The sequence below is a fragment of the Streptomyces sp. NPDC088387 genome (assembly GCF_044753385.1).
Lineage (GTDB): Bacteria > Actinomycetota > Actinomycetes > Streptomycetales > Streptomycetaceae > Streptomyces.
In genome coordinates, this window is the sequence record NZ_JBIVNC010000030.1 from 1 (window position 1) to 22,539 (window position 22,539).

The window sequence follows — 22,539 nt, forward strand, 5'->3', positions numbered from 1 at the left end:
GACGACAACGACAAAGTCGCCATCCTCAGCACTCACTTCCCTCGACACGGAGGCGACTATCTCTTCCTGCCGGGCGGCCGGCGCGAAGACCACGAAGACCCCAACGCCTGCGCACGCCGTGAGCTCAGAGAGGAAGCCGGCGTCTGTGCCTCCTCTTGGACACACCTGGGCAGCTACGCCGCCACACTCGCCTCAACCGCACGCATCGACCTCTTCCTGGCCAGGCAACTCACCCTGGGCCCACAAGAACTCACCGAAAATGAACAGGACTTCAAACTGGAATGGTGGCCACTCGAGGCATGCCTCACCGCCGCAGAACAGGGCCGGTTCCTGCTGCCGGCAGGCCCTCTCGCCCTCCTCCTGGCCGCCCGCTCCCTCACCTGACCGACATCGCCCAGCCCTACCGCGAGATCCCCGCCTGGCGTCAAGTGGTCAGCTTGCCGTTCAACCCATCAGGGCGTGACGTAGTCGCCCCAGCCGAAAGTAGCGACGTAAGCCCGTCGAACGGCTTCTCCGCCCCGTCCACCCCTGATGCGGATGATGGTCAGCGCGAGGACGAACCAGGCGGCAAAGCACCCCGCGACGATCAAAGTCCAGCGAGGGCCCGAGAAACTGGCATGACGACCAGAGCAATGATCGTGACGACCAGCCCGATATGCCGCCACCGATATCCGTACTCGACCTGCCGCCACCTGCCATCAGGGTCTCCAGTCTCCCGCCGAAGAGCACACCGTTCTGCGCCACTATCGGCACTCGACGAACTTGCAGGTCGCGATCCACGCCAAGAGTCGCCTCGTGATGCTTCGTTACCTTAAGTGATCTCGCCTGGTAAGTGTGAAGCTGAGGGAAATGGAGCGGCTCCGTCACCGAGGTGCGCGGCATGGTCGACACACAACGAGAGGCCGCCCGGTGGCCGGACTCTCGGGGGGACGGTGGCTTCAGGCGTAGGCGAGGGTCGGGCCCGGCGTCAGATGCCGAGTTGTCGCTGTACGGCCTGGACGCCGATCAGGTTGTTCATCTCGTAGAACGCGGCGCAGGGCCGTGCCAGCCTGTGGGCGGGCTTGTCAAGAGTGGGTCACGGCAGACGGATTGTGGCGTGCGCCAGTGCGGTCAAGGCGGCTCGCCGTGCTCAGCCCGGACCCAGGGGGCGCGTAGGAGCGAGCCAGCTCAATTCACCAAACGTGATCTGAGCCACACAGTGAAATTGAGCGTGCAATTTCATGTTCGCGCAAATAGGGTTTGGAATTTTTCACTTCTGCGAAAACACCTGTTCGTTGGGGGTGGCGTTCAAAGTGCGCGGGGTGGCGGAGCGTGGCGTTGCGCGAGAGCAAATAGACTCATCTCTCCATGTATGCGGAATGTTACCTTCCGTTAGAAAGATGTGTTCGAGAGGCTGCACGTTTCCCGGCACCACTGGTCTTACCTGTTCCCCAGAGCAACGGTGCTCTAGGTGCCTGCCCGCCCGGCCGGGGACGGAGCGGTCGGACCACCGCCCGAAACGAAGGAAAACAGCCACTGTGAACTACGACGTAGTCAGCTTCGTGCTGGCCTTCGCCGCCGCGGCGCGCTCATTCGCGCCCGACGTGTGGTTCTTAGTGCGGCGCCTGCTTGGCGCCGGAGTCCGTATCGGGGCCGAAACCCTGGTCGAACAACAGCCTCCCTCTCCTGCTGCACCGTCCCACACGGCGTCTCTGGACGAAGGAGGCCGCCGGTGAGCAGCCAGCCGCCTGACCCCGCAGGAGACACAGTCCCCAGCTACACCGACCAGATGCCCCCCGACTTCTGGGACTTCCAGGCACGCTACGACCGTGCATGCCTGGAGTACTGCCGCATCCACCTCGGTAGCGCCACCGCGGCGCGTCACCTGGTCGACGCCACCTTTCTCTACCTGGCCGCCATTTGGCCCCAACTGAGGACCATGCCCGACCGCAGCGCCTACGCGTGGGCGCTGTTCAAGCAGCGCGTGCACGGCGAGCTCGCCGCACAGGGCCGCAGCCCGGCCACCACCGAAACCCTGGCCTTCGCGCGTGCCATACGCGCGGCAACCGAGCCCCTGCTGGAGTCCTTCCGCACCTCTTTCCGCGAAGAACACGGCCATGAGATCGCCGAACTCGAAGAAGGGCTCGGGATCTACCACCACATGGCGCGTCTGAGCGAGCGGCAGTTCGACATCCTCGTGCTGCGCGAGGCGCTCGGTTTCAGCACCCGGGATACCGGTCTGATCATGGGCATCAGTGAGGCCACGGTGCGCTCCATACACCGCACGGCCAAGCTCCGGCTCGCAGCAGCCATGGGATACCGCACCGACGACACCCTCGAGACCGACAAGGAGTGACCGGCCCGTGAACCGCACCCCGCGCAGCATCGACGAGGCTCTGCACCGTGCCCGCGTCTTCCAGGACGAGTACACCACCGCCGACCTCGAAAACGCCCGGCACAACCTTGCCCGCCACCTGCACGAGCTGCGCTGGGTGCAGTTCCTGAACGCCACCCCGCACAACGGCCCACGAGCCCACCCGCTCCCCGCCGCCCTGCACGAACAGGCCGCGCACGACCTGCGTGTGCTGTGCCGCGGCACCGTCCGCCATCACGGCGCCGCGGCCCGCATCAACACCTTCAACTCCCGCCGCGATCCCGACGGCGCACTCACCTTCGCCAGCCTGCTCTACCTCGCCGACCAAGACGAGGGCGCCCAGTTCTGGTGGCACTACGCGGCCGGTGCCGGCAACGTCACCGCCGCCCTGTGTGTATACCTCCTCCACCTGCGCCACGGAGACATGAACGATGCCACCCACTGGGCCGGCCAGATCAGCCTCCTCAACCTCCTGGGCTGGGACACGTACACGCCCGTCGCCCACCACGCGGACACCGGCCACGCCGACCTCACCCACGGACCGGCCGTCCGCTACACCCTTCCTTCCCCCGGCCCCACCGTCTCCGAGACTGCGGTCAAGGATGCCGTCGACGACCTCCACACCCTGCACAACGGTGACCTCGGCCCCATCCCCCAGCCCATCCCCGCCCTCGTCGAACACTGGAACGAACTCGTCACCTCATGACCAGTTCAGTGGCGCATCCATCGATGCAAGAGTCCTCGATCGCCCCATCCGCCATCAGTGGCAGTGACCGGGCTCGGTCGCCGGGCCGGTGCCGGTGGCGCCCAAGTCATCAGAGCGGCCGGCGTCGACGCGCGGCCACTGCGCTGTGGGGCGTCCAATCGCTTGTTCCTCCGATAGCGGCGGCCAGTGGGGAGCCCCGCCCAGTGTCCGCGTGGCCTGCCCGAGGCGCTGCCAGCCTGCCGGTGAGTCCTCCCAGTCCTCCTGGCGCCCGAACGCCGTGAGGTCCATGAGCGCGTAGCTGTAGTCCACCGCTTCGGCGCCGCGGCGTCTGGTCCAGTAGGTTTCGAAGACACGGTCGCCGTCGCGCAGGTAGCACACCAGGTGGAACAAGCCGAGTTCCCGGCCGACGAGAAGTGACTCGAGCGAGGGCTGGGCGGAGTACCACGGCATCGTCCAGCCCATGAAGGCGCGGTAGCGCATGCTTTCCTCGTACGACGTCTGCGCGTCGGCGAAGCCGTAGGCGGTGTTCCGTCCCTGACACAACACGGCGAAGGTGATGTCGCGGGAGTGCAGATAGGCCAGCTCGCCCACGTGGCTCATCACCCAGGTACAGCCTTCGCACTGCTCGGCGGCCGGCCGGCCGGGCCACCACATGAAGTAGTAGGCGATCATCTGGCGTCGCCCTTCGAACGCGTCCAGGAGCGTCATGGGGCCGTCCGGCCCCAGCAGCGGGCTGTCTGCGGCCACCTCGACCATCGGGAGCCTGCGGCGCGCGGCAGCGATCGCGTCGCCCTCACGGGTGTGCGCCTTCTCCCTCGCCCGCAACTCCTCCAACTGCTGCTCGAAGGCCGTGCGGTCGACGACCAGCGGTTGCGCCTTGCTCGGGTCCTCAGACATCAGCGGCTCCTGGAATCGCTACGACGTTGGCTGCGGGTCGCTCCTCAGCAACGTATACGCAGCAGGGTCGACCGGGGCCCCTGTAGACAGGGGACCGCCTGACGCGCCCAGCAGGCTTGGCTCAGACACCGTCCGCTGGCCGCCGCCAGAGCAGGCGGCGTAGGGGACGGCTTCTGCAACTCCGCCCGGTACGCCACCATTGACGCCCTCGTTCCTGCCGCAGCAGATCTCGGGATCACCCCCGCGCCCGCGGGGTTGGTCCCAAGTCGATCGTGTGTCGGATGCTCGCCTTGCCCTGCTCCCCGCGCCCGCGGGGTTGGTCCCCAGACGGCCCGGGTGGGTGTCTTCGTCCGATCCTGCTCCCCGCGTCCGCAGGGTTGGTCCGCACAGGACGTGGTAGGAGCCGTCGATCAGGTGCCAGATACGCACAAATCCGTCAAGGCCGGTATCGCCCGCACCGGGGCCGCCCTCACAGGGATCGACACCGCCCAACGGCACTGGTGGGCCCTCGCGCCGGTCGCGGCTGGACATCTCGCAGCGGTCCAAGGCCTGGAACCGGACGGGGGCGGCCCGCGGGCGGGATCAGGCGTCACGCGGAGACTTGCTCAAGGCGGCGGGTACAAGCGGGCTGGCGGGGCAGGTGGCGTGCGACGTCGAGAAGAGCGTCGAGGTCGTCCAGGGGCCGGCTGATCCGGCGTTCTGCGTCGGCGAAGTCGGTGTGCTGATCCGGAGCCGGACGAGCGCCCTCGGCCCGAGCGGCGATTCCGGCGAGGATCTGGTCGGCAGTGACAGCCGCAGCCAGCTCCTGACCGCAGAGCCCTCGAGCTCGGTGATGGTCTTCGCTGGCCTCGCGGAGCGCGGGGTCGAGGTACGGACGTATCACGAACCGGCCGTCTCGGATCTCGACGGCTCGGCGGTAAAGGCGGATCGAGATGCGACGGAAACGACGCCTCTGCGCTGGATCGACTAGCAGTTCAATCTCGGGCGCTTCACTGTAGAACGCCAGCCATAGAGGGCGCAGCTCGTTGTAGCTGCGGTACTGCTTGATCCGATATTGGATGCTTTGGGCGTGGTCGGTGATCGTGGGTACAAGGCAACCGATCATGGTGAGCACTGCACCGACGTCGCGGCAGATCCAGGCAAAGTTCTCCCACGCAGCAAGGGATCCGTCGAATGCGCCGGCAACGACGTTGCTGATATTCACGGCGCTGAAGCCGAGGGTGACAGCGGCGCCCAGGGCGACGATCCGGAGGCCGACGCAGACGGCGGCGCGGTTGCTGCGGCTCGCGAGTCGCCAAGAGGCACGGGCCAGGAACAGCTGCCCGAGCATGTATGCCGTGGCGTAGAGGGTGAGGTATGCGATGTACAAGTTGTCATCGGCGTAGAAGAGTGTGACGTCGACAGGGTTCGCTGTGCCAAGTGTCAGCAGGGCGAAGAGGAGTGCCAGCCCAACGATCACCACGAGACCTGCGCCGAGCCACGACCTTGCTCTCTGCGGCGCGACATCTGGGGGCGCGCTCCAGTAGGTGAGGACCACTTGCTGGCAGGCGATCAGTGCGATGACACATGACTGTGCCAGCAGGACGGACAGGTCAGCTGCGCCCAGGACGCGGTCCATGTACTCCGACGTCGGGGCGATGGAGAACACGAACGACAAGGCTGAAAGGAAGAACACGACGGCCAGGGCCGTGGAAGCCGGGTCGCGGCGCCGGGCAGGAACGTCCCGCAGGAGGCACAGGAAACCCAGGGAGGCAGCGATGAGACCTACGACTTGGAGCAGATCGTTCACAGCCGTACCTCGCGCCGGCGCAGCAGGGTGTGAGTCACGCGGTCCTGGACCTCGTCGCCGGAGGATTCGTCGCTGCGCAGCCACCGGTCAATGATCTGGCGCTGGAGGAGCGAGGCAAGGAGTTCAGCCTCTCGCTCCTTGGCTTCGTCATATGTGGTGCGTCCCAGCACCATCTGCACGGTGTCGGGGTCCACGGTGGTGATGAGAGCCGGCCCGAGGGGCGACAGCGGCTGGGACTCATGATGTCCGAGCAGTAGGTGGCTGAACTCGTGGGCGATGATGTGATCTTGATGCAGCGTGCTGGTCCGGGCTTCGTAGAACACGTACACGGCACTCTCCGTGACTACGCATCCTCCACACACGGACGCTACCTGCTCCCGGGGCTGGAGCTTCACCTCGCTCCCCACGCGACGAGAGATCTCCGCCCGCAGATCACGGATGTTCGTGACGTGAGGAAGATCCAAGTCAGCCAGCAGATCACGCTGGCGCCACATACGCGCAGACCACATTGCCCATCCTTGATCGATTGCCGAACTGGGGTTGTTCACACATCAGTTGAGGGCGGCAGCCCTTCCATTTTCCGTACGCCGTCTACAAGACCGAGTACCGCTTCCTTTCCGTTCGCCGAGACGTCGGAGAGCCGAAGGAGCACGTTTTTGATCTTGGCGTCGCGGAGCAATTCGAGCAACTCCAGTTCCTCTGCCGTCTTTTCGGCGACTTCGTCATCGAACCAATAGGCGGCAGGCACGCCGAAAAAGCTTGCCAGGGCTTCGAGGTGACGCTTCGTCGGATTGTCTCGGCGGCCGTTGCGCAGCATCCAGAGATAGGTGGATGTCACTTCGAGCCCTCGATTGGCCATCAGTTCGGCGACTTCGGCGTTGCTGTACGGGCCGCGATCAGGCGGATGCACGACTTCAAACAGGCGGTTGAGACGCTCACTGAGCTTCACCGCGTAAGGGCTCACTGGCTCTGCTGTTGGTTCTTTCATGATCCTTCCAAGGTCGTGCGACTTAACGAGGGTTCAAACACTGTACTCCGTGATTAACAACAGTTGACGCACGGATCTTGCGTGTGGAAAGTTCTTCCTCGCCGGCACGTTTCCGTTGCCCACACTGCCCGATTCGACTCACCCTGTCCGTTATCTACCGCAGAGTGCATTGGGTGATGTGGCACGAGCCGCATTCCCCCGACTGCATACAGCACGCATGGCGCACAAGATTTGATCCCCGACCAGAGAGCGCGGAGGCGACGATGGAAACACAGCAGCAACATCGCGCTTCCGTTGCAAGGAATACCGAAAAGCCAGCCACAGCAGCACACGGTGACGTGATCTCACCGTGCGGGACAACCGCGGCAACGGTGATCCTGTACGCCCGAGGGAAGCACTTGCCGCGTTCGACGGGCCGCCTGGACCAGAGACTGCGCGGTGACTGTCCGCGACCAGTACAGAGGTTAAGAACCAACTCTGGATCTTGATACCGGCCGGTGCGTATGTTCGTCGTCCCTGGGCAGCCAGCCCGCAGCGACGACGTGAGGAGACCCCGAGCACGAACCAGGCTTCGAAGTTACACAAATGGCGACGGCGCCCAGAGCAGTAACTCATGGACGCCGAACGCTAAGCGGCATACCCGCCCCGGCAAGGGCGGAAATTGCCCACCATCACCACGCTGAGTCCTTCCAAGGGGCGAACCAGCGTGGCAACACTGCAAAAGGGAGTATCGCATGCCTCCTGCCATGCGCAAAGGGCCTTCAACCTGGCCTGCGCGGCAGCCACCTTCGCCTCGACCTGTCCGTACCCTGAGCAGGATCGCACCTCTCAGGCCCCCACGAGCCGGTGGTCGTGCCCGCTTGTCGGGAGCAGCCGATGAGTAGCGAAGCCCGCGAGTGGGTGTGGGAGCACAGCTCCAGCCGGGGGGCCGCGCGGCTGGTCCTGCTGTCGATCGCCGACCGGGTGACCGACGACCAGTGCATCTCCTGGGCATCGCTGTCCAGCCTGGCCAAACGGACGCGGGCATCTGTCTCCACGGTGCGCGAAGCCGTCGAGCGCCTGCTCCTTGCCGGAGAGCTGGAACAGCTTGACGACCTCACAGGCCCGCAGCGCAGCACGGTCTACCGCCTGCCTCTCGCCGCCACCGCAATCGCACAGGCTCTCCATGAGCAGCAGATGGAGGAGGGCGACGCGGCGGTGTCAGACGAGCTCGCTGCGCCTGCGATGCTCCGGCTCTCTGCTCTGCGGCGGTACGGAATACGCCCCCGTGAGGTGCCGGAATCGGTCGGGAGGCTCCGGACACCGGCAGTACCGGAAACCGGCAGGTCGAGGCGGAAACCGGCACAGCGACGTACCGGCCACCGGCACAGCGACATATCGGAGACCGGCACCCAGAACCGTAGTGAACCTGATTTGAACCGGAGGTACAGCAGTGGTGATGCTGACGTCCTCTCGGCTGCCGAGTGGCAGGTCGACCCTGCCACCCGCGCCTGGGCCCGCCAGCAGGGACACCTAGACCGACTCGGCGATCAGGGCCTTGCTGCTGCCGACACGAAGTGGCGGGTCCACCGCGCTGACTTCAAACCGAGGCCGGCGCAAGCCTGGGCCGCCGACTGGCGCGCGTGGGTCGTCCGAGAACACGCCTCTGGCCACTCGAACGTCCACGGCACCGCCGCGACGGGGCGCATGACGCGGACGGAGGCCCACACCGCCGCCCTCCTCGCCGCCCTCGACGAGCCGACCGAAACGGAGGGCTGACCGTGGACCGCCGCGAAATCGCCGCTCTGCTGGCCTACATCGGCCGACTCGACCCCCGCACCATCCGCGTCGACCAGGGCGAAGCGCGTGACCAGCTCGCCCAGTGGCACGAGCTGCTCAGTGACGTGCCGATGGCCACTCCGTACGGCTGGGACACCCGCATCGCTGCCCGTCAGCACATCCGTAGCTCGCCATATCAGATTCTCCCCTCGGACGTGATCCGTGCGTGGGAGAACTACCGGCGTGACCGCCTGGCGCGGCACTGCGACCCGACACCGTCCGCGGATCCGGACGATCAGGCTGCCTGGAGCGCCGAGCTGGCCAGCACCCGCCGCGCCGTCGCCGCGGGGACGGCCCAACCCGCACAGGCCCGGGCGATCACCAGCAGTCGAGGGGAGATCGACCCGAAACTGGAGGCGATGCTGCAAGGAGTCGGCTCCTGCATCCCACCTGCTGCCCGCGCCGCCCTCGCGCCATACCGGCCCGGCCGCGCGGCACGTGAGGCAGCCATAGCCCAAGGGCAGCCGGATGCCCTGAGTGTGCGCTGCGAGTGGTGCAAGGCCCCGCCGGGCGAGCGTTGTCGTCGCCGCAGGATCGCCCCCGACGACGGGGCATACGGCACTGCACCACGTGCGACTCCCCACCCCGGACGCCTTGACCTCGCTGTTGCCCGGCACACCGAGCAGGCCCAGCGGCCCGTAACGGCCTGACCGGCGCATACACCCGCCCTATGCATGGCCGCCCCACATCACTGTCCCCCACCGGCTGCGACGCCTCCCCGTGCCGCCGCCGGCACCCGACGCCACGCCCACCGACACCGTCCCGGCGGGCCGACGCGCCAGCACATCGGAGAGCCGCCTTGCGCCACATCACCACCCACGATGCGCCGAGCACCGGCCTGCGCGGCATCGGAGACATCAGCTGGCACACCCGCGGGGCATGCCACGGCATGGACGTAGAGGACGCCGACGCGGTGTTCTTCCCAGGGCCCCGGGACCACGAAGAGATCGCGGAAGCGAAGGAGCTGTGCGGCTGGTGCCCCGTACGTCGCGACTGCCTCGACTTCGCCCTGGAGAACGTCCTCAAGGAGGGCATCTGGGGAGGTCTCACTGAAGCCGAGCGGCGCCCCCTGCACGATGCACTGCACCAGCGTCTCGACTACCGGCGCGTGATCGCCTTCTTCCAGGGACGCGACGTGCACCTGACCGAGACGGAACGGAAGGTCGTCATCGACCACGCCTACGTACGCGGCTGGCAGCCGGACCGGCTGGCCGCCGCCCTGCAGATCAGTCACAAGCATGCCCGAGACCTGCTCCGGCAGGCCTCCCACAAGGTCTTCGACCGCGACCGCACCTACGGCGTTCCGCGTCCCAAGAAAAAGCGCACGAAGACCTCCACGGCAGCGAGCCTCCATGCGCCCGCCGCTCCCGGTACTAGGCAGCCGATAGCCCGACCGGCAGCGCCGCCCCCGGCGCCCGCCCCTCCCGGAAAGGCCGTATGACCCACCACGTCCACGCCTTCGGTGCCGCTTCGGACCTACCCCTCCTTCTCACCGCCGGCGCACCCGCAGCCCTGGCGCTCGTACTGACCGCCTGGACCATGCGGCGCCGGGGAACCCGCTCGCAGAAACGTCTTAGCAACCCGGCCGTTAAGGTCGCCGCCGTTGCCGCCCTGGGCTGTACCGCCTACAGCGCCGACACGAGCTGGCGCTTCGCTGCCGACTACCTCGACATGGCCGGCACCGCCGAGCGGGCTGCGATGTTCGCAGCCGCCGAACTGGCCCTGTTCGCGACCGCGCTGATGGCCCGGCAGAACCTGGCCACCCAGGGCGTCCCCGGTCTGCCGGGCACGCTGGTCTGGGTGATCACCGGTGTGCAGGTGATCCCCGCCTACGCCGAGAGCGGTCTCGTAGGTGGCACTGTCCGCGCCTTCGTCGGACCCGTCATGGCGGCCATGCTGTGGCACCTCGCCATGGGCATCGAACTGCGGCTACGCACCCCCGGCGCCGCCTCTCACGGACTGATCGCCGTCCTGGGCCGGGAGGCACGCGAGCGGCTGCTGTCCCGCCTCGGCATCGCAGCGCGCGACCGCGACGCCGCACAGATCACCCGGGACCGGGCCACCGCCCGCGCAGTCACCCTCGCCGCCCGCCTCGCCGAGCGCACGCCCGAACAGCAGCGGAATCGTCACGGCCGACGACTGACCCGGCGCCTGTCGAAGGCAGTCGGCAGGGCCTCGGTCGGGACCGACCCCCTCCAGCGCGCGCAGCTGCTCGACCACCTCGCCGCCCGCCGGCACGCCCTCGCGCTGGCTACGGTCCCCCTCCCCTCTCCGTGGGCCCCGTCGCACAGGAACGCACCGTTGGCCTCGGTCCCCACACAGCGGACGGTGGATCCGCCGGTCCCCGACCGCGGTCCCCACGAGCCTGACTCGGACCAGGGACCGAGTACTCCTAGTCCTCGGGGACCGGTCCCCGACATCGCGGACTGGAAGGTCCAGCCCACCGCGGGGACCGAGGGCAAAGAAGCGGGGACAACCGCAGGGACCGAGGCCCCTGGAGACGGTGCGGTCTCGGGGACCGGTCCCGCCGATCTGGTGGGCGCAGAGTGGAACATCGCTGGCACGGGGACCGGCCGGGCTGCGCCAGATGTCGCTGCTCAGGGCCCAGTTTCGTATCGGAAACCGATCACCACCGAGTCGGGGACCGACACCGCCGGGGACCGCGAACCGACCGCCACCCGGTCCGGGACCGGCACCGCCGGGAACCGAGGACAGAAGGCCCCCCTCCCGCGGAAGACAGCGAAGAAGGCCCGGACGAAGGGCAAGGGCAAGCGCGTCCGGTCCCGCGCTACGCAGACCCAGCGCCCGGTACGCGAGCTGGACGAGCCGGAGCGCCAGCTAGTCAGGGATCTCCGCCCCCACGTCCCCGCCCTACTCGCACGGGACGGCAACGAAGCGATCACCCGGGTGCAGCTGCGGGAAATCATCCGCCGCGAGGGCCTAACGGGTGTCCGGAACCAGCGCATCACCTTCGTCCTCCGAGAACTGCGGAGCGAGGACCCGACGACGCCAAGGAGCACCGCCCGATGAAGACCTGCCACCAGTTCGACACCGTCCGCGCGGAGTACGAGCGAGAAATCGGATTCATGCTCGCTCACTCCGAGCGGCACTCGGGCCGGCCAGCGGCAAAGTCCAGCGCGAAGCAGGCTGCCTCGGCGAAACAGCGGATGGCCCGCGCGCTCAACAGCCACGTCGGGCGCTGCCCCGAGTGCGGCTGAACTGACATAACCCCAGCTCAGATCGCCTGTCCGTAACGTGTGGTCCGGCTCCGTGCCGGGCCACCGCCTCGCTTAGGAGGTACGCCGTGATTCCGCGGCCCTCTCGTTCGTCCGAGCCCACCGTCGCCGAAGCCGACGCCTGGATAGACGTCCTGGTGCGCCGGCTACTCCTCAACGCCGCCGTCCTCATGCCGACCGGCGGGTGGCTCGTGCAAGAGCACCCCGGCGGACCCGTTCGCGTCCTTGCGGGCCCGGCCGAAGTCCTCACGCTGGCCGCGGCCATCCAGCACCACACGCGCTTCGCGAGGCCCGAATTCCGATGACGAACACGCCCAAGCATGGCACCATCCCGGGATCTGATTCCGACTCCAAGTCCTTCTCGAGGCGAGCAAGTTGGGGCGGAAGCGTAGCTTCCGCCAAACCCGCCCCCGAGGGGGCGGGAGAGGACCTGCACCGGGGGGCGCAGGTCCTGGAGGCTTCGACCGAGGGCGGATCGAAGCCGGGGCAGGAGGAGCAGCAGCCCGCGCGCCGAACACGCCGACAGCGCAGTCCTCGCGCCCGCCAGCGTCCGCGTCAGTCACCCGAGAAGAAGCGACTCCACCAACCCAACGCGCGTTTCAACGATGGCGAGTTCGCCCTGATCAAATCCGCCGCCGCCAAAAGCAATCTGACCGTCGCCGGCTTCCTTGCCCGGTCCGCGCTCGCTGCCGCCGCCAACCTCGAACGCACCAGCGCCGAGATCGCCGACGAACGCGAAGTGATCACAGCCCTGTTCGACAGCCGGCGCCGGCTCGGCTGGGCCGGAAGCAACCTCAACCAGGCAGTCAAGGCACTCAACTCCGGTGCAGACGCCCCCCACCTCGAAGCGGCCGTCGCCGCCGTACATCGAGCTGCCGATGCCGCGCACGAAGCCGCCACACGGCTGATCGAGCACCACGGTTCATGATCCCCAGCGTAAACAACTCGGGATCACGGACGATCGGACTGCTCAAATACCTCTACGCGACTAGCAAGTACGAGGACCACACCGATCCCCACCTCGTGGCCTCGTTCGACGGTATGTCCCCCGACCCCGGCCGGGACCCGAAGGCCACCCTCCAGGACCTTGCCCAGATCCTGGATCAGCCGGTGATGGTCCTCGCCGAGCACGCGCGCCCGGCCAGGCACGTATGGCACACCTCCGTCCGCGCAGACCCCGGCGACCGGATCCTCTCGGACGAGGAGTGGGCCGACATCGCCCGCCGCATCGTCGCCGCCACCGGCATCGACCCGGGCGAGGGACAGTCCGGCTGCCGCTGGACAGCCGTACGGCACGCCGACGACCACATCCACATCGTCGCCACCCTCGTCACCGAGGACGGCCACCGCCCCGACGACTTCCGCTCCGGCGCCCGCGCCCAGGCTGAAGCTCGGCTCATCGAGAAGGAACTCGGCCTCCGCCAGGTCGCGCCCGGCGACGGCACTGCCGCGCAGCGACCCACCAGCGCCGAACGCCACAAGGCCGATCGTCAGGGACGCGAGCGCACCGCCCGCGAGGAACTGCGCGAAACTGTGCGACACGCGGTGACCGGAGCGACGAGCGACGAAGAGTTCTTCGAGCGGCTCGCGGCCGCCGGCCTCCTGATCCGTAAGCGCGCCGCGCCCTCTGGCGACCTCCTCGGATACAAGGTCGCCCTTCCGGACGACCTCAACAAGGACGGTGAGCCGGTGTTCTACCCCGGGGCGCGCCTCGCCCCCGACCTGTCACTGCCCCGTATTCGAGAGCGCTGGTCCGCCGACGCCCAGGACGAACCAGCCGCCAGGCGAGAGGAAACACCTCGCAGCAGGCCCGGCGCCCCGGCCTCCGCACGCCGCAAGACAGCCTCGGCCGTGTGGCAGGCCGTCCTAGTCTTCGGGCACGGCGACGACGCAATCGCCGCCGCGCACATCGCTGCGGCCGGCGAGGTGCTGGACGCTCTCGCGAAAACGTCCGCCGCCCACACACGACGCGAACTACGCGACGCCGCAACGGCCTTCGAGCGCGCCTCACGCTCACACGTCCGCGCCGTACAGGGACACGACCGGGCTCTACGGCAGGCCGCACGCGACCTCATCCACGGTGGCCCCGCCCTCGGCCGCGGGGAAGACGGCGCCACCACCGCCATGGCCATCGACATGCTGTTCTTCCTCATCGTCGCCGCCGCACACTGGCACGCCAGACACGGGCATGCTCAGCAGGCCGAAGCAGCCCGCCGTACCGCCGAACACCTGCGTGCCGCCTACCGAGCCGCCTCTGCCCAGCCCTTCGCCGAGCTCCACCAGCGAGGCCAGCGTCTCAGCAGGCCGGCGATCCAGCGGCAGACCCTTCTGCTGCGAGAGACGCTGCCGGAGCTGGCCGAACAGATCCTTGCCGAACCCGGCTGGTACGCCCTGGCCGCGACCATGGCGGAGGCCGAAGGCGCCGGCCACAACCCGGCCGCCCTCCTGTCCGACGTTGCCGAACACCGCGAACTCAGCACCGCAGACTCCCTCAGCGACGTGCTGGTGTGGCGGATACGGCGAGCAGCCGACCTGCCCGCCGACGCCTCTCACCTGCGCGAGACCGGTAACAGAGTGCTTCCGTCCTCATCGCGCGGAACGACGACCAGGCCCTCCGCCGCCGGTAGGCGGCGCAGCGGGGAGGAGAAATCGCGTAAGAACCGGTAGGCACGCCGGATGGCGGCATGCCGCAATCATGCCGGTCTCCATCGACCATGCGCTGGAAGGCGTCAGGATGAAGTGGAACGTCGGATCGTCCTGCCAGTCGTGTGCGCCGTTGAACGTGAAGTGGACGGACGGGCAGAACAACAACGCCGGATCGACCGCGTATTGAGGCGTGACCGACAGCCCGCCGTTCGGCGAACCAGGTGGCAGAGGCACCATGCAGGGGAACGGCACGGGCAAAGAAGCCATCGACCTGGGCTGGACGGTGACCGCGACCATGGGTACCAGCAGCACCGCAATCGCGACGGCGGACTTCAGAACCTCCGGCATCGATGAGGTACGGGAGCTTTCGCCGCGCCGCGACGACTGGGTGGGGGGCTCGGCGCCGGGCTGTGTACTGCCGTACTTCAAGACGACGTGGACGCTGGACACCAATTTGTACCTGGCTGTGAACGACTCCTCTGGCCCCAGCGGAACGCACCCTTGCGCCCCAGGAGCTTGATCGCAGTTTGAATGTTCGTCAGAAGTGGCCTAGGGGCGATCTTGCAGTGGGAGCATCGATGTGCTTCCGACAGTCAGGGGCCCGCATGGATGCCCCGAGAACCAAGGTTGAGCTCTTCGCGGCGATCCGGCGTGGCTCCCGTTCCGAGAAGCTGTCGATCCACGAACTCTCGCGCCGCTACGGCGTCCACCGGCATCTGGTACGCGAAGCCCTGACCTACCCATGGCTAGCGCCCCGCAAGCCGATGCCTCCGCGGCCATCGGTGATCGACCCCTACAAGCAACTGATCGACGCGATTCTGCGTGCTGATCTGGACGCCCCGCGCAAGCAGCGCCACACCGCCAAGCGAGTTTTCGACCTGCTGGCGGACGAGCACGGCATGGACAACGTCTCCTACGGCCGGGTACGGGACTACATCAGGCGCCGCAAGCCCGAGATCTGGGTTGAGGAGGGCCGCGGACCACCCAGCGTGTTCGTCCCGCACCTCGCCTGGGGTCACCGTGAACAGGGTCCGGGTGTTGCGATCCTCGATCACCCCGGAGCGACCGCCACTTGGATATACGCGTCCCGCTGTTCAGTGCTGACGACGTTGCGATCCTCGGCAGCTGCCCCGAAGGGCGACCACCACAGAAGCCAGTGCCCGCGCCCGCGCACGTGATGTAGACATTGCGATCCTCGGTCGCCCCGGAAGGCGACCACCACCTCCAGAGACGTTGGAGTCCAGCCGGGGGTGTCCACGTTGCGATCCTGGGTCGTCCCGGAAGACGACCGCCGCCGTGGCCCGGTAGTCCGTACGCCGGGCGGGCGTGTCGTTGCGATCCTCGGTCGTCTCGGAAGGCGACCGCCACCGACCTGGGTGCTGATCCACTCCACGTACGTCATCTCGTTGCGATCCTCGGTCGTCCCGAAGGGCAACCGCCAAGCTGGAGCAGGTGGCCGTCGTACGGCAGCAGGTAGACGTTGCGAACCTCAGTCGTCCCGAAGGGCGACGGCCACCGCCGGCACCCTCACCCGGCGCGAGCGTGAACCGCTGTTGCGAACCTCGGTCGTCCCGGAGGGCGACCGCCACTGTGTCCGTAGCGGCGCAGGTCGATGGCGTGTGCCGGTTGCGATCCTCGGTCGTCCCGGACGGCGACCGCCACGCTGGGACTGCCCGGCGCGCCGGTCACGGTGGGACTGTTGCGATCCTCGGTCGTCCCGGAGGGCGACCGCCACTGCCAGGCGGCCCGCAGCTCACCGGGGGTGGAGCAGTTGCGATCCTCGGTCGTCCCGGAGGGCGAACGCCACTCGGGATCGCCTGCCAGGCCCGCGCGATCGTGGTGTTGCGATCCTCGGTCGTCCCGGAGGGCGACCGCCACTCACCAGCGCGGTCCTGACCGTGCTCACCTGGAAGGTTGCGATCCTCGGTCGTCCCGGAGGGCGACCGCCACCTGGGCCATACGGTGCACAGGCGCGAGGTACATAGTTGCGATCCTCGGTCGTCCCGGAGGGCGACCGCCACCACGCCCTCAACGCGGCCTCGCTCGTCACCGTGGTCGTTGCGATCCTCGGTCGTCCCGGAGGGCGACCGCCACCGGGCTGTGGCTGCGCTCCGACCGCGAGGAGTGGAAGTTGCGATCCTCGGTCGTCCCGGAGGGCGACCGCCACGGTGACGGCGTGCTGTGTCGCGCTCGTGGTCTTGAGGTTGCGATCCTCGGCCGTCCCGGAGGGCGACCGCCACTGGACAGGCCGACGTCGACGAGGCGGTAGGAGAGGTTGCGATCCTCGGTCGTCTCGGAGGGCGACCGCCACGATCAGGGCGGCCCCGCTCACCACGGCGGCCGCGGCGTTGCGATCCTCGGTCGTCCCGGAGGGCGACCGCCACGCTGGCTGACCAGCAAGAACACAAGAGCCAGTGGTTCCTTGAAGGCCACTGGTACGAGATAAATAGGTCACAACCGGATGTTCTGCTTCGGTGTGGTCTGCGTGTCGCGTGCATATTTGAGGTTCCGAAGCAGGCAGCGGATGATCACAGTACGAGGTCTTCGCGGTGCGGCTGCACTTGGGCGATACCGAGAGTCTGCACGCTGTCGAAGCCATCATGTGGCAGGCGGTAGAGGCGGATGCTGTCGGTGTCGGGGTCGATGATGTCGCTGAGCTGGTCCAGCAATAGCAAGAGGCTTTTGTCGTCGGTGACAATCTCGAAGACGGATTTCTGGACGCGCAAACCGTGGCCTTCGCAGAGCTTGGCGACACGGCGCAGTCGGCGGCGTCCTGCCGGACTGGTCGTGTCGACGTCGTAGGTGAGCAGGAGGTCCATTCAGGTAGCCGTCCAGGGGAGGTAGCCGGGTAGTTCGCCGCGCAGGTGGCGGGCGAGGAGGCGAGCCTGGACCACCGGCAGAAGGCCGGCGGGGACGGTACGTCCGGCGATGGAGTGATCCCAGGTCTGTGTCTTCCACTCCTGCCAGGCGCTCAGCAGCGCCTGGCGGCCTTCGTCGGTGAGGCGGACGGCGCCACCAGTGAGTTTTTCGAAGTGTTCGGCGCGCAGTTGACGCCGGTTGAGCAGGGTGAGAGCGAAGCGGTCGGCAAGGACGGGGCGGAATTCCTCCATCAAGTCGAGAGCCAAGGCCGGTTTCCCAGGGCGTAGGCCGTGCAGGAAGCCGATGTATGGGTCGAGGCCTACCTGTTCGGTGGCGCCGTGGACGAGACTGCGCAGGAGTCCGTAAGTGAAAGAAAGTGCGTTGACGGGGTCGGTCGGCGGTCTGCGGTTGCGGTGGGCGAAGGCAGGGATACCGGGGCTGGGACGCAGGGCATGCTGCAGGGCGGCGAAGTAGCCGCGGGCGGCGTTGCCTTCGATGCCCATGACAATGTCCAGGGAGTCGGCGGCGCCTGTCTTCGCCAGGGCCTCAGCGAGGTCGTCGGCGATTTCGCGGATGCGTTCACGTGCCGAGGGCGCCGCGTCACGAGCGGCTCGGAGCAGGATCCACCGGCTGTTGCGGACCTTCCCGGCGACGATGTTGCGGGCGATGGCGAGCCTCGCAGCCGCGTCTTCGTGGAGTTGATGCTGGGCGTGCCGGAGAAGGACGTTTCCCTGGACTGCCCCATCAAGGCGGGCCATGTAGCGACCGCCCCTGGTCATCCAGGTGATGGGACGGTTGTCCTGGGCACACCGGGTGATGAGTTCGGTGGAGAGGTTGATGTGCCCGTAGACCACGATGCCGTCGAGACGGCGCAGGGGCAGAACCCGTCGCCCCGGGGTGTCGGGGAGCTGGACTCGGAGGGTGTCGTGCTCCAGGCGCAGGTCGGCATCATGTGTCTGTACGTACAGGGTATTCAGGAGTTCGGTGGTCACGCGTCGCTGTCCTGGAGGTCGTCGAGGAGGTAGAGGTCGGTGAGGGCTTGGCGGTATCGGTGGGTGTCGGCGAGGAGTCGTGGCATACATCCGGTAGCCATGGAGCAGCGCCGACAGCGGCTGTCCGCAACGGGGGACGGCAGCCGGCCAGTGGTGAGCAAACTACGTACCGCGCCGGTAAGTTCGAGGACGCGAGATCGAAGTGCGTCGTCAACGGGCACTGAGTGGCGTCGGCGATCGGCCGCGGAATAGATCGCGGCCTCGGGGATGGGGCGGCGGAACATCTCCTCCAGGCAGATCGCCTGGGCAGCGGCCTGCACATCGGCTGGGCCGCCCGGATGGTAGCGGCCCGACTTGTGTTCCACGGGCAGGATGCGGCCGTCGGCATGGAGTTCGACGGTGTCGCAGATACCGGTAAGGCCGTAGCCGTCGTGCCAGACGGGCAGGGCGTGGAGTGTGCGTACGTCACCTCGGCCCCGATTGCCCGGGGTGTCGACCCGTTGGTGGAGCAGGGTTCCCCGCACGGTGGCGGCGTCATCGGTGAAGGCGTCTTCGAGGACGATGAGGCCGCACTGACGCGGGCAGTACGCGTAGTGCTCCAGGGCGGAGAGGGAGACCTGAACGAGGTCTCCCTCTCCGCCCTGCTTCGCGGGTGTGGTCATCCGATCAGAGCGGTGAGGGTGACGCCGTCTGGAAGGTCGGCTGCCTGGACCTCAACTTGGTAGTCGGTGAAGGCGCGGGCAGTCGCGTCACCGGGGCCCTTGACGGTGACGCGGTCGAGGAGTTGACGTGCCGGCGCTCTGCCGAACTTGTCATCGTGGGTGAAGACGTACAGGCCGCGCAGGTTGAGTTCACCGCGGGCAGCGGCGCGGTCGTGGTCGAACATGAGGGTGAAGGCGCGCCAGAACATGGCGAGGTCGTCGCTGGTGACGCCGGTGCGAGCGGCCAGGGGGGCGCTGAAGTGGCCTTCGCCACGGTAGAGGCCGTAGGGGACGATGTGCTTTGAGCCCATCTCGGTCTTCTTTCCCGCGTCCACGTCTTCCTGCCTGGTGGGGGTGACGCGTGTGATGCCGTATTCGAGCGGTGTGACGGGGTCGACGGAGCGGGAGAAGGTGAGCTGGACGGGGCCGCGTACGCGGCCGGCCTGGCGATCCTTCTTGCCGGTGGTCATGACGGCGCCGAACATGCGAATGTCGAAGAAGGTCTGGCACATCCACTGCTGGGCGTCGAGCTGACTGGCCTTCTCTCCGAGGGCACCGGGAGCGTAGGCGCGCTCGTGCTGGGCATTGAGAGCGACGCCCGCTTCGACGTAGATGTCGTAACCGGGTTCCTTGTCCTCCTCGTTGAGGAGGGCGACGGTGTTGCGGAGCTTGCGTTTGAGGGCGACATCGGTGATCAGACCCTGGCCGGACACGGGGTCGGTGCGGGGCATGCCACCGGCGTCGGGGTCGCCGTTGGGGTTGCTGTCGCGTGCTTCGATCAGGTATACGAAGTCAATCTTGCGAGTGGGGTCGAGGTGCGGAGCGCTCATGGAATGGTTCTCCTCGTCACGGTGGTGGGTTGCATCTGGGCGGCGGGCAGGCCTTCGTCGGATCTGCTGGCGGCGCCCTGTCGCGGCTAGACTGCTGGCTGCTCGGGGGCTGACTCGTCCGGACTGCTGCCGTTCTCGTCGGCTTCTTTGGCTTTCTTGTGGGCGGCGCGGGCTGCGTTGTCGGCGGCGCGCTGCTGGTCGTAGCCGAGGACGAACCAGGCCTGCTGGCGGGTGGTGAGCAGCAGGGGGATGCCGTCGTCGAGCTGGGCGAGCGCGGCGAATGCCTCGGCCAGGCGGGCGTCGAGGGCGTAGAAGGTGCCGCGTTTGTCGCGACGCAGTCTTTTGAGGTGGCCGGTGGCGCCGGTGCGCAGCGTGGTGAGCACGGCGGCGGGGGCGGTCATCGCGGTCCCGAAGTACTTCTCGCCGATGGTGGTGTTGATGTCGCCCAGGGCTGCGTACTGGATGGCTTCCAGGACAGCGAAGGCGCGACCGCACAAATAGCCGGGCTCCTTGTTGGGGGCGTCGAGTCGGGGGGCTGGGCCGGTCACCTGGTGGTCCTTCCGGTTCGGGTGGAGTGTGAGGCGGAGCAGGGCTATGCGGGGATGGTCCACGCGGCCGTCGGCACGGATACGCTGCAGAAGGTGGGGCAGAAGGCGGGCGGGCAGGGGGCCGCGGGTGAGGGCGGAGTGCAGCAGCTCGTTCTCCAGGCCCTTGGGGGCGCTGCGGGCGACGTAGCGTCCGGCCTTGCCGTCCCAGCGGCCGGCCGCCAGGACGAGGTGCCACAGTGGCAGGTGGCGGTACTTGTGCTCCCAGCCGTCGTAGACCTGGTGGTGCGCGAACCAGGCGCCGAGGTGGTTGCGCAAGCGGCCGACGGGGATGTCGAGCCAGTCGAGGAGCACTGCGCGGGCGTTGTTCAGCCCGAGTGTGAGCGCGTAGTAGGCACTCGGGTCCAGGCGTTCGGCGGCCACTGGATCGGGGCATTCGTGCAGGGTGTCCAGCAGCTTGGCGACACCCTCGTCGGTCGGGGTGTCCAGCGATTCGAAGAGATCTTCGACCGGCTCTTTGGTCCACCACATGGTGACCGCGTCATTGCTGCGGCGGCGGTGGGTGTCGGTGGCCAGCAGCAGGTTGAGCGCGGCCATGGCGCGGCTCCCGCAGCGTTCGCACACCGGGGTGTTCACCAACTGCAGGGTCCCGCCACGGCCCTGGGCGGCGGAGTTGATGCTGATCAGCTGGGAGTCACGGCCAAGGCCGCTGGTGGGGATGGCCCCGGACTTGATGCTTTCGGGGATCGTGGCCAGCAGCTCTCCCGGCCGGCCGCACACCAGGCACAGGCCGGTGGCGCCGCTGCCGGACTTGCGAGACTTGACGGTCGCCGCCCAGAGGGCGCAGGCCGTGGGCAGCTCGTGCAGCCAGGTGCCGTCGTGGCCCATCAGCGCGACGGTGTCGGCGGAGGTGATGTCCTCGGGACGTTCGACGCGGGCCATGCCTCCACTGGAGACGAAGGCGCGCACGGCCTGTGCGTACGGATCGTCTTTGGCAGTCTGGGTCCAGGACAGCAGCAGGTCGGTGTACTCGCCCTGGCGGCGGATCGCTTCCACGGCAGCGACCTCGCTCACGGTGCCGTCCGTGCCGGTCTTCGGTACGGCCAGGACGTACTGCGCCGTGTCCACCAGCAGGTACGGGGGCGGTGTCGTGCCCGAGCGGTAGGCGTAGGGAGCGTCTCTCGGCAGCAGCTTGTCTTTCGACCCCTTCGGCGGGCGGAGGTCATACAGCCGGGCCGTTAGGCCGTCGGTCTCGATCCGCAGCGCCCATTGAATCTTCTTGGGCCGGTAGTAGGCGGGGGGGAGTTCGCCGTCGGCCTCGGCCCGTTCGGCGAACTCGGTCAGGCGCTGGAGCAGCATGAGCGCCTCACCCTGTCTGGGCGCCGTCGGCCCGCCAGGCGGAGCCGGCGGGCATAGCCACCTCGCTCGCCCCGAGGGCCTTGAGCGGCACCTGCATTACGCCCTGGTGCAGTTGGGCGTGGAACCAGCGGTATTGCTCGCCGCCGGAGGCCGGGTAGGCAATGGAGTGCAGCATGACTCCCAGGTCCTCATCCCGCGCGATGGGCGTGGCGTCGGTCTGCGGGCCGAACGAGGCGCTGAACTCGCGGCAGCCGAGGAACGGCTGAGCAAAACAGGCACCCTTGTCCACGCGGCGGCGCAGCTGCTCGCGGTACTTCTCCTCACGCCCACCCTGGCCGCGCTCGGTCAGGACGACCTGGGCGCGGATGCGGTAGTGCACGTCGCGCAGCAGCATGCTGTTGCGCTGGTCCCGGTCGTTCTCGACGTCGTAACGGCGGCGCGGATCCTTGCGTAAGGCCGCGACCTCGCTGGCCGTGATCACGGACTTGACCTCGTTGCGGCGGATCGACGTCCACTCGATCGGTGCGAGGACCTCGATCGCCCGTACCACGTACTGGAATTCCGGCTTCCAGAAGATTGCCTCCAGCACCCCCACTGCCGCAGAGGGTCCCATCACCGGATACGAGACTCGCTCCACCTTCAGCTCTGGCCGGGTGAAGCAGGCCAACGGGCCGGCCACCTCCACAACGAGATCCGGAAACGCCCAGCCGTCGTTTCCTCGCCGCTCAACTCGCCGTGAGGCAGCGGCCATACGAGAGGTCACGCTCTCCCAACCCCTTTCGTAATTGCCCAACTCTTCATTTGGTGAACCGTGTTGACG

Annotated in this window: 23 protein-coding genes and 1 CRISPR repeat array; of the genes, 12 read left to right on the top strand and 11 right to left on the bottom strand. The window is 67.7% G+C overall.

Annotation, left to right across the window (positions count from 1 at the left end; all coding sequences use genetic code 11):
- The 4 genes from ACIQAC_RS40470 to ACIQAC_RS40485 all read left to right on the top strand — a co-directional run.
- The coding region (locus tag ACIQAC_RS40470; protein WP_402200696.1) for an NUDIX hydrolase at positions 1 to 384 on the top strand (384 nt) is incomplete at its 5' end.
- 1,133 nt (positions 385 to 1,517) lie between these two features.
- A complete protein-coding gene (locus tag ACIQAC_RS40475; RefSeq protein WP_402200697.1) occupies positions 1,518 to 1,715 on the top strand; it encodes a hypothetical protein in 198 nt (65 codons plus the stop codon).
- The gene (locus ACIQAC_RS40480; protein WP_402200699.1) at positions 1,712 to 2,335 is read left to right on the top strand and encodes a sigma-70 family RNA polymerase sigma factor; all 624 of its coding nucleotides are present in this window, start codon (positions 1,712 to 1,714) and stop codon (positions 2,333 to 2,335) included. Before ACIQAC_RS40475 ends, ACIQAC_RS40480 begins: the two co-directional genes overlap by 4 nt.
- 7 nt (positions 2,336 to 2,342) lie before the next feature.
- Entirely contained in the window at positions 2,343 to 3,059 is a 717-nt protein-coding gene (locus ACIQAC_RS40485; protein ID WP_402200701.1) for a hypothetical protein, read from the top strand.
- A gap of 54 nt (positions 3,060 to 3,113) precedes the next feature.
- On the opposite strand, the gene ACIQAC_RS40490 is transcribed toward ACIQAC_RS40485, so the two are convergent.
- From ACIQAC_RS40490 to ACIQAC_RS40505, 4 genes are all read right to left on the bottom strand, one after another.
- Positions 3,114 to 3,956, bottom strand: a complete 843-nt coding sequence (locus ACIQAC_RS40490) for a DUF899 family protein (RefSeq protein WP_402200702.1) — start codon at positions 3,954 to 3,956, stop codon at positions 3,114 to 3,116.
- Between the two features lie 589 nt (positions 3,957 to 4,545).
- Positions 4,546 to 5,745, bottom strand: coding sequence for an MAB_1171c family putative transporter (locus tag ACIQAC_RS40495; protein WP_402200704.1), 1,200 nt, complete (start codon positions 5,743 to 5,745; stop codon positions 4,546 to 4,548).
- Positions 5,742 to 6,074 carry a secondary metabolite protein gene (locus ACIQAC_RS40500; RefSeq protein ID WP_402200705.1) on the bottom strand — a complete coding sequence of 111 codons (333 nt, stop codon included), beginning with the start codon at positions 6,072 to 6,074 and terminating at the stop codon, positions 5,742 to 5,744. The genes ACIQAC_RS40495 and ACIQAC_RS40500 overlap by 4 nt, the downstream gene beginning before the upstream one ends.
- A 215-nt stretch (positions 6,075 to 6,289) precedes the next feature.
- Complete coding sequence (locus tag ACIQAC_RS40505; RefSeq protein WP_402200706.1) at positions 6,290 to 6,733, bottom strand: XRE family transcriptional regulator; 444 nt, start codon at positions 6,731 to 6,733, stop codon at positions 6,290 to 6,292.
- An 876-nt stretch (positions 6,734 to 7,609) separates the two neighbouring features.
- On the opposite strand from ACIQAC_RS40505, the gene ACIQAC_RS40510 reads away from it, so the two are divergent.
- The 5 genes from ACIQAC_RS40510 to ACIQAC_RS40530 all read left to right on the top strand — a co-directional run bounded on the left by ACIQAC_RS40510 (position 7,610) and on the right by ACIQAC_RS40530 (position 11,769).
- Positions 7,610 to 8,491, top strand: coding sequence for a helix-turn-helix domain-containing protein (locus ACIQAC_RS40510; RefSeq protein ID WP_402200708.1), 882 nt, complete (start codon positions 7,610 to 7,612; stop codon positions 8,489 to 8,491).
- Between the two features lie 2 nt (positions 8,492 to 8,493).
- Positions 8,494 to 9,201 carry a hypothetical protein gene (locus tag ACIQAC_RS40515; RefSeq protein ID WP_402200709.1) on the top strand — a complete coding sequence of 236 codons (708 nt, stop codon included), beginning with the start codon at positions 8,494 to 8,496 and terminating at the stop codon, positions 9,199 to 9,201.
- A gap of 149 nt (positions 9,202 to 9,350) precedes the next feature.
- On the top strand, positions 9,351 to 9,992 hold the full coding sequence (locus ACIQAC_RS40520) for a WhiB family transcriptional regulator (protein WP_402200711.1): 642 nt from the start codon (positions 9,351 to 9,353) through the stop codon (positions 9,990 to 9,992).
- On the top strand, positions 9,989 to 11,581 hold the full coding sequence (locus ACIQAC_RS40525) for a hypothetical protein (RefSeq protein ID WP_402200712.1): 1,593 nt from the start codon (positions 9,989 to 9,991) through the stop codon (positions 11,579 to 11,581). The genes ACIQAC_RS40520 and ACIQAC_RS40525 overlap by 4 nt, the downstream gene beginning before the upstream one ends.
- Complete coding sequence (locus tag ACIQAC_RS40530; RefSeq protein WP_402200713.1) at positions 11,578 to 11,769, top strand: hypothetical protein; 192 nt, start codon at positions 11,578 to 11,580, stop codon at positions 11,767 to 11,769. Before ACIQAC_RS40525 ends, ACIQAC_RS40530 begins: the two co-directional genes overlap by 4 nt.
- Positions 11,770 to 12,346: 577 nt before the next feature.
- Here ACIQAC_RS40530 and ACIQAC_RS40535 read toward each other — a convergent pair.
- Entirely contained in the window at positions 12,347 to 12,706 is a 360-nt protein-coding gene (locus ACIQAC_RS40535) for a hypothetical protein (protein WP_402200715.1), read from the bottom strand.
- Positions 12,707 to 12,711: 5 nt separating this feature from the next.
- Between ACIQAC_RS40535 and ACIQAC_RS40540 the strand changes: the two genes are divergently transcribed.
- From ACIQAC_RS40540 to ACIQAC_RS40550, 3 genes are read left to right on the top strand one after another with little or no spacing between them, the layout of a single operon-like run.
- Positions 12,712 to 14,454, top strand: a complete 1,743-nt coding sequence (locus ACIQAC_RS40540) for a relaxase/mobilization nuclease domain-containing protein (RefSeq protein WP_402200717.1) — start codon at positions 12,712 to 12,714, stop codon at positions 14,452 to 14,454.
- A 28-nt stretch (positions 14,455 to 14,482) separates the two neighbouring features.
- Positions 14,483 to 14,620: a hypothetical protein gene (locus tag ACIQAC_RS40545; RefSeq protein ID WP_402200718.1), complete on the top strand. Its 138-nt coding sequence runs from the start codon at positions 14,483 to 14,485 to the stop codon at positions 14,618 to 14,620.
- 3 nt (positions 14,621 to 14,623) lie between these two features.
- Positions 14,624 to 14,953: a hypothetical protein gene (locus tag ACIQAC_RS40550; protein WP_402200720.1), complete on the top strand. Its 330-nt coding sequence runs from the start codon at positions 14,624 to 14,626 to the stop codon at positions 14,951 to 14,953.
- Positions 14,954 to 15,541: 588 nt separating this feature from the next.
- A CRISPR array of direct repeats spans positions 15,542 to 16,817; the repeat unit is 37 nt; unit sequence GTTGCGATCCTCGGTCGTCCCGGAGGGCGACCGCCAC.
- Between the two features lie 144 nt (positions 16,818 to 16,961).
- Here ACIQAC_RS40550 and cas2 read toward each other — a convergent pair.
- The 6 genes from cas2 to cas5c form a co-directional block, all read right to left on the bottom strand.
- Positions 16,962 to 17,252: a CRISPR-associated endonuclease Cas2 gene (gene cas2 / locus ACIQAC_RS40555; protein ID WP_402200722.1), complete on the bottom strand. Its 291-nt coding sequence runs from the start codon at positions 17,250 to 17,252 to the stop codon at positions 16,962 to 16,964.
- Positions 17,253 to 18,284, bottom strand: a complete 1,032-nt coding sequence (gene cas1c, locus ACIQAC_RS40560) for a type I-C CRISPR-associated endonuclease Cas1c (protein ID WP_402200724.1) — start codon at positions 18,282 to 18,284, stop codon at positions 17,253 to 17,255.
- Positions 18,281 to 18,946, bottom strand: coding sequence for a CRISPR-associated protein Cas4 (gene cas4, locus ACIQAC_RS40565; protein ID WP_402200726.1), 666 nt, complete (start codon positions 18,944 to 18,946; stop codon positions 18,281 to 18,283). The genes cas1c and cas4 overlap by 4 nt, the downstream gene beginning before the upstream one ends.
- Positions 18,943 to 19,815, bottom strand: a complete 873-nt coding sequence (cas7c, locus tag ACIQAC_RS40570) for a type I-C CRISPR-associated protein Cas7/Csd2 (protein WP_402200727.1) — start codon at positions 19,813 to 19,815, stop codon at positions 18,943 to 18,945. Before cas7c ends, cas4 begins: the two co-directional genes overlap by 4 nt.
- An 86-nt stretch (positions 19,816 to 19,901) precedes the next feature.
- Positions 19,902 to 21,719, bottom strand: coding sequence for a type I-C CRISPR-associated protein Cas8c/Csd1 (gene cas8c, locus ACIQAC_RS40575; protein WP_402200729.1), 1,818 nt, complete (start codon positions 21,717 to 21,719; stop codon positions 19,902 to 19,904).
- 7 nt (positions 21,720 to 21,726) lie between these two features.
- Positions 21,727 to 22,470, bottom strand: a complete 744-nt coding sequence (cas5c, locus tag ACIQAC_RS40580; RefSeq protein WP_402200750.1) for a type I-C CRISPR-associated protein Cas5c — start codon at positions 22,468 to 22,470, stop codon at positions 21,727 to 21,729.
- Positions 22,471 to 22,539: the final 69 nt, after the last annotated feature.

Coding starts and splice junctions, on each gene's coding strand:
- cas4 (WP_402200726.1), bottom strand. CDS start 18,946: ATGACCACACCCGCGAAGCAGGGCGGAGAGGGAGACCTCGTTCAGGTC.
- ACIQAC_RS40505 (WP_402200706.1), bottom strand. CDS start 6,733: ATGAAAGAACCAACAGCAGAGCCAGTGAGCCCTTACGCGGTGAAGCTC.
- ACIQAC_RS40510 (WP_402200708.1), top strand. CDS start 7,610: ATGAGTAGCGAAGCCCGCGAGTGGGTGTGGGAGCACAGCTCCAGCCGG.
- ACIQAC_RS40525 (WP_402200712.1), top strand. CDS start 9,989: ATGACCCACCACGTCCACGCCTTCGGTGCCGCTTCGGACCTACCCCTC.
- ACIQAC_RS40530 (WP_402200713.1), top strand. CDS start 11,578: ATGAAGACCTGCCACCAGTTCGACACCGTCCGCGCGGAGTACGAGCGA.
- ACIQAC_RS40545 (WP_402200718.1), top strand. CDS start 14,483: ATGCCGGTCTCCATCGACCATGCGCTGGAAGGCGTCAGGATGAAGTGG.
- ACIQAC_RS40490 (WP_402200702.1), bottom strand. CDS start 3,956: ATGTCTGAGGACCCGAGCAAGGCGCAACCGCTGGTCGTCGACCGCACG.
- ACIQAC_RS40540 (WP_402200717.1), top strand. CDS start 12,712: ATGATCCCCAGCGTAAACAACTCGGGATCACGGACGATCGGACTGCTC.
- cas5c (WP_402200750.1), bottom strand. CDS start 22,470: ATGGCCGCTGCCTCACGGCGAGTTGAGCGGCGAGGAAACGACGGCTGG.
- cas7c (WP_402200727.1), bottom strand. CDS start 19,815: ATGAGCGCTCCGCACCTCGACCCCACTCGCAAGATTGACTTCGTATAC.
- cas2 (WP_402200722.1), bottom strand. CDS start 17,252: ATGGACCTCCTGCTCACCTACGACGTCGACACGACCAGTCCGGCAGGA.
- cas8c (WP_402200729.1), bottom strand. CDS start 21,719: ATGCTGCTCCAGCGCCTGACCGAGTTCGCCGAACGGGCCGAGGCCGAC.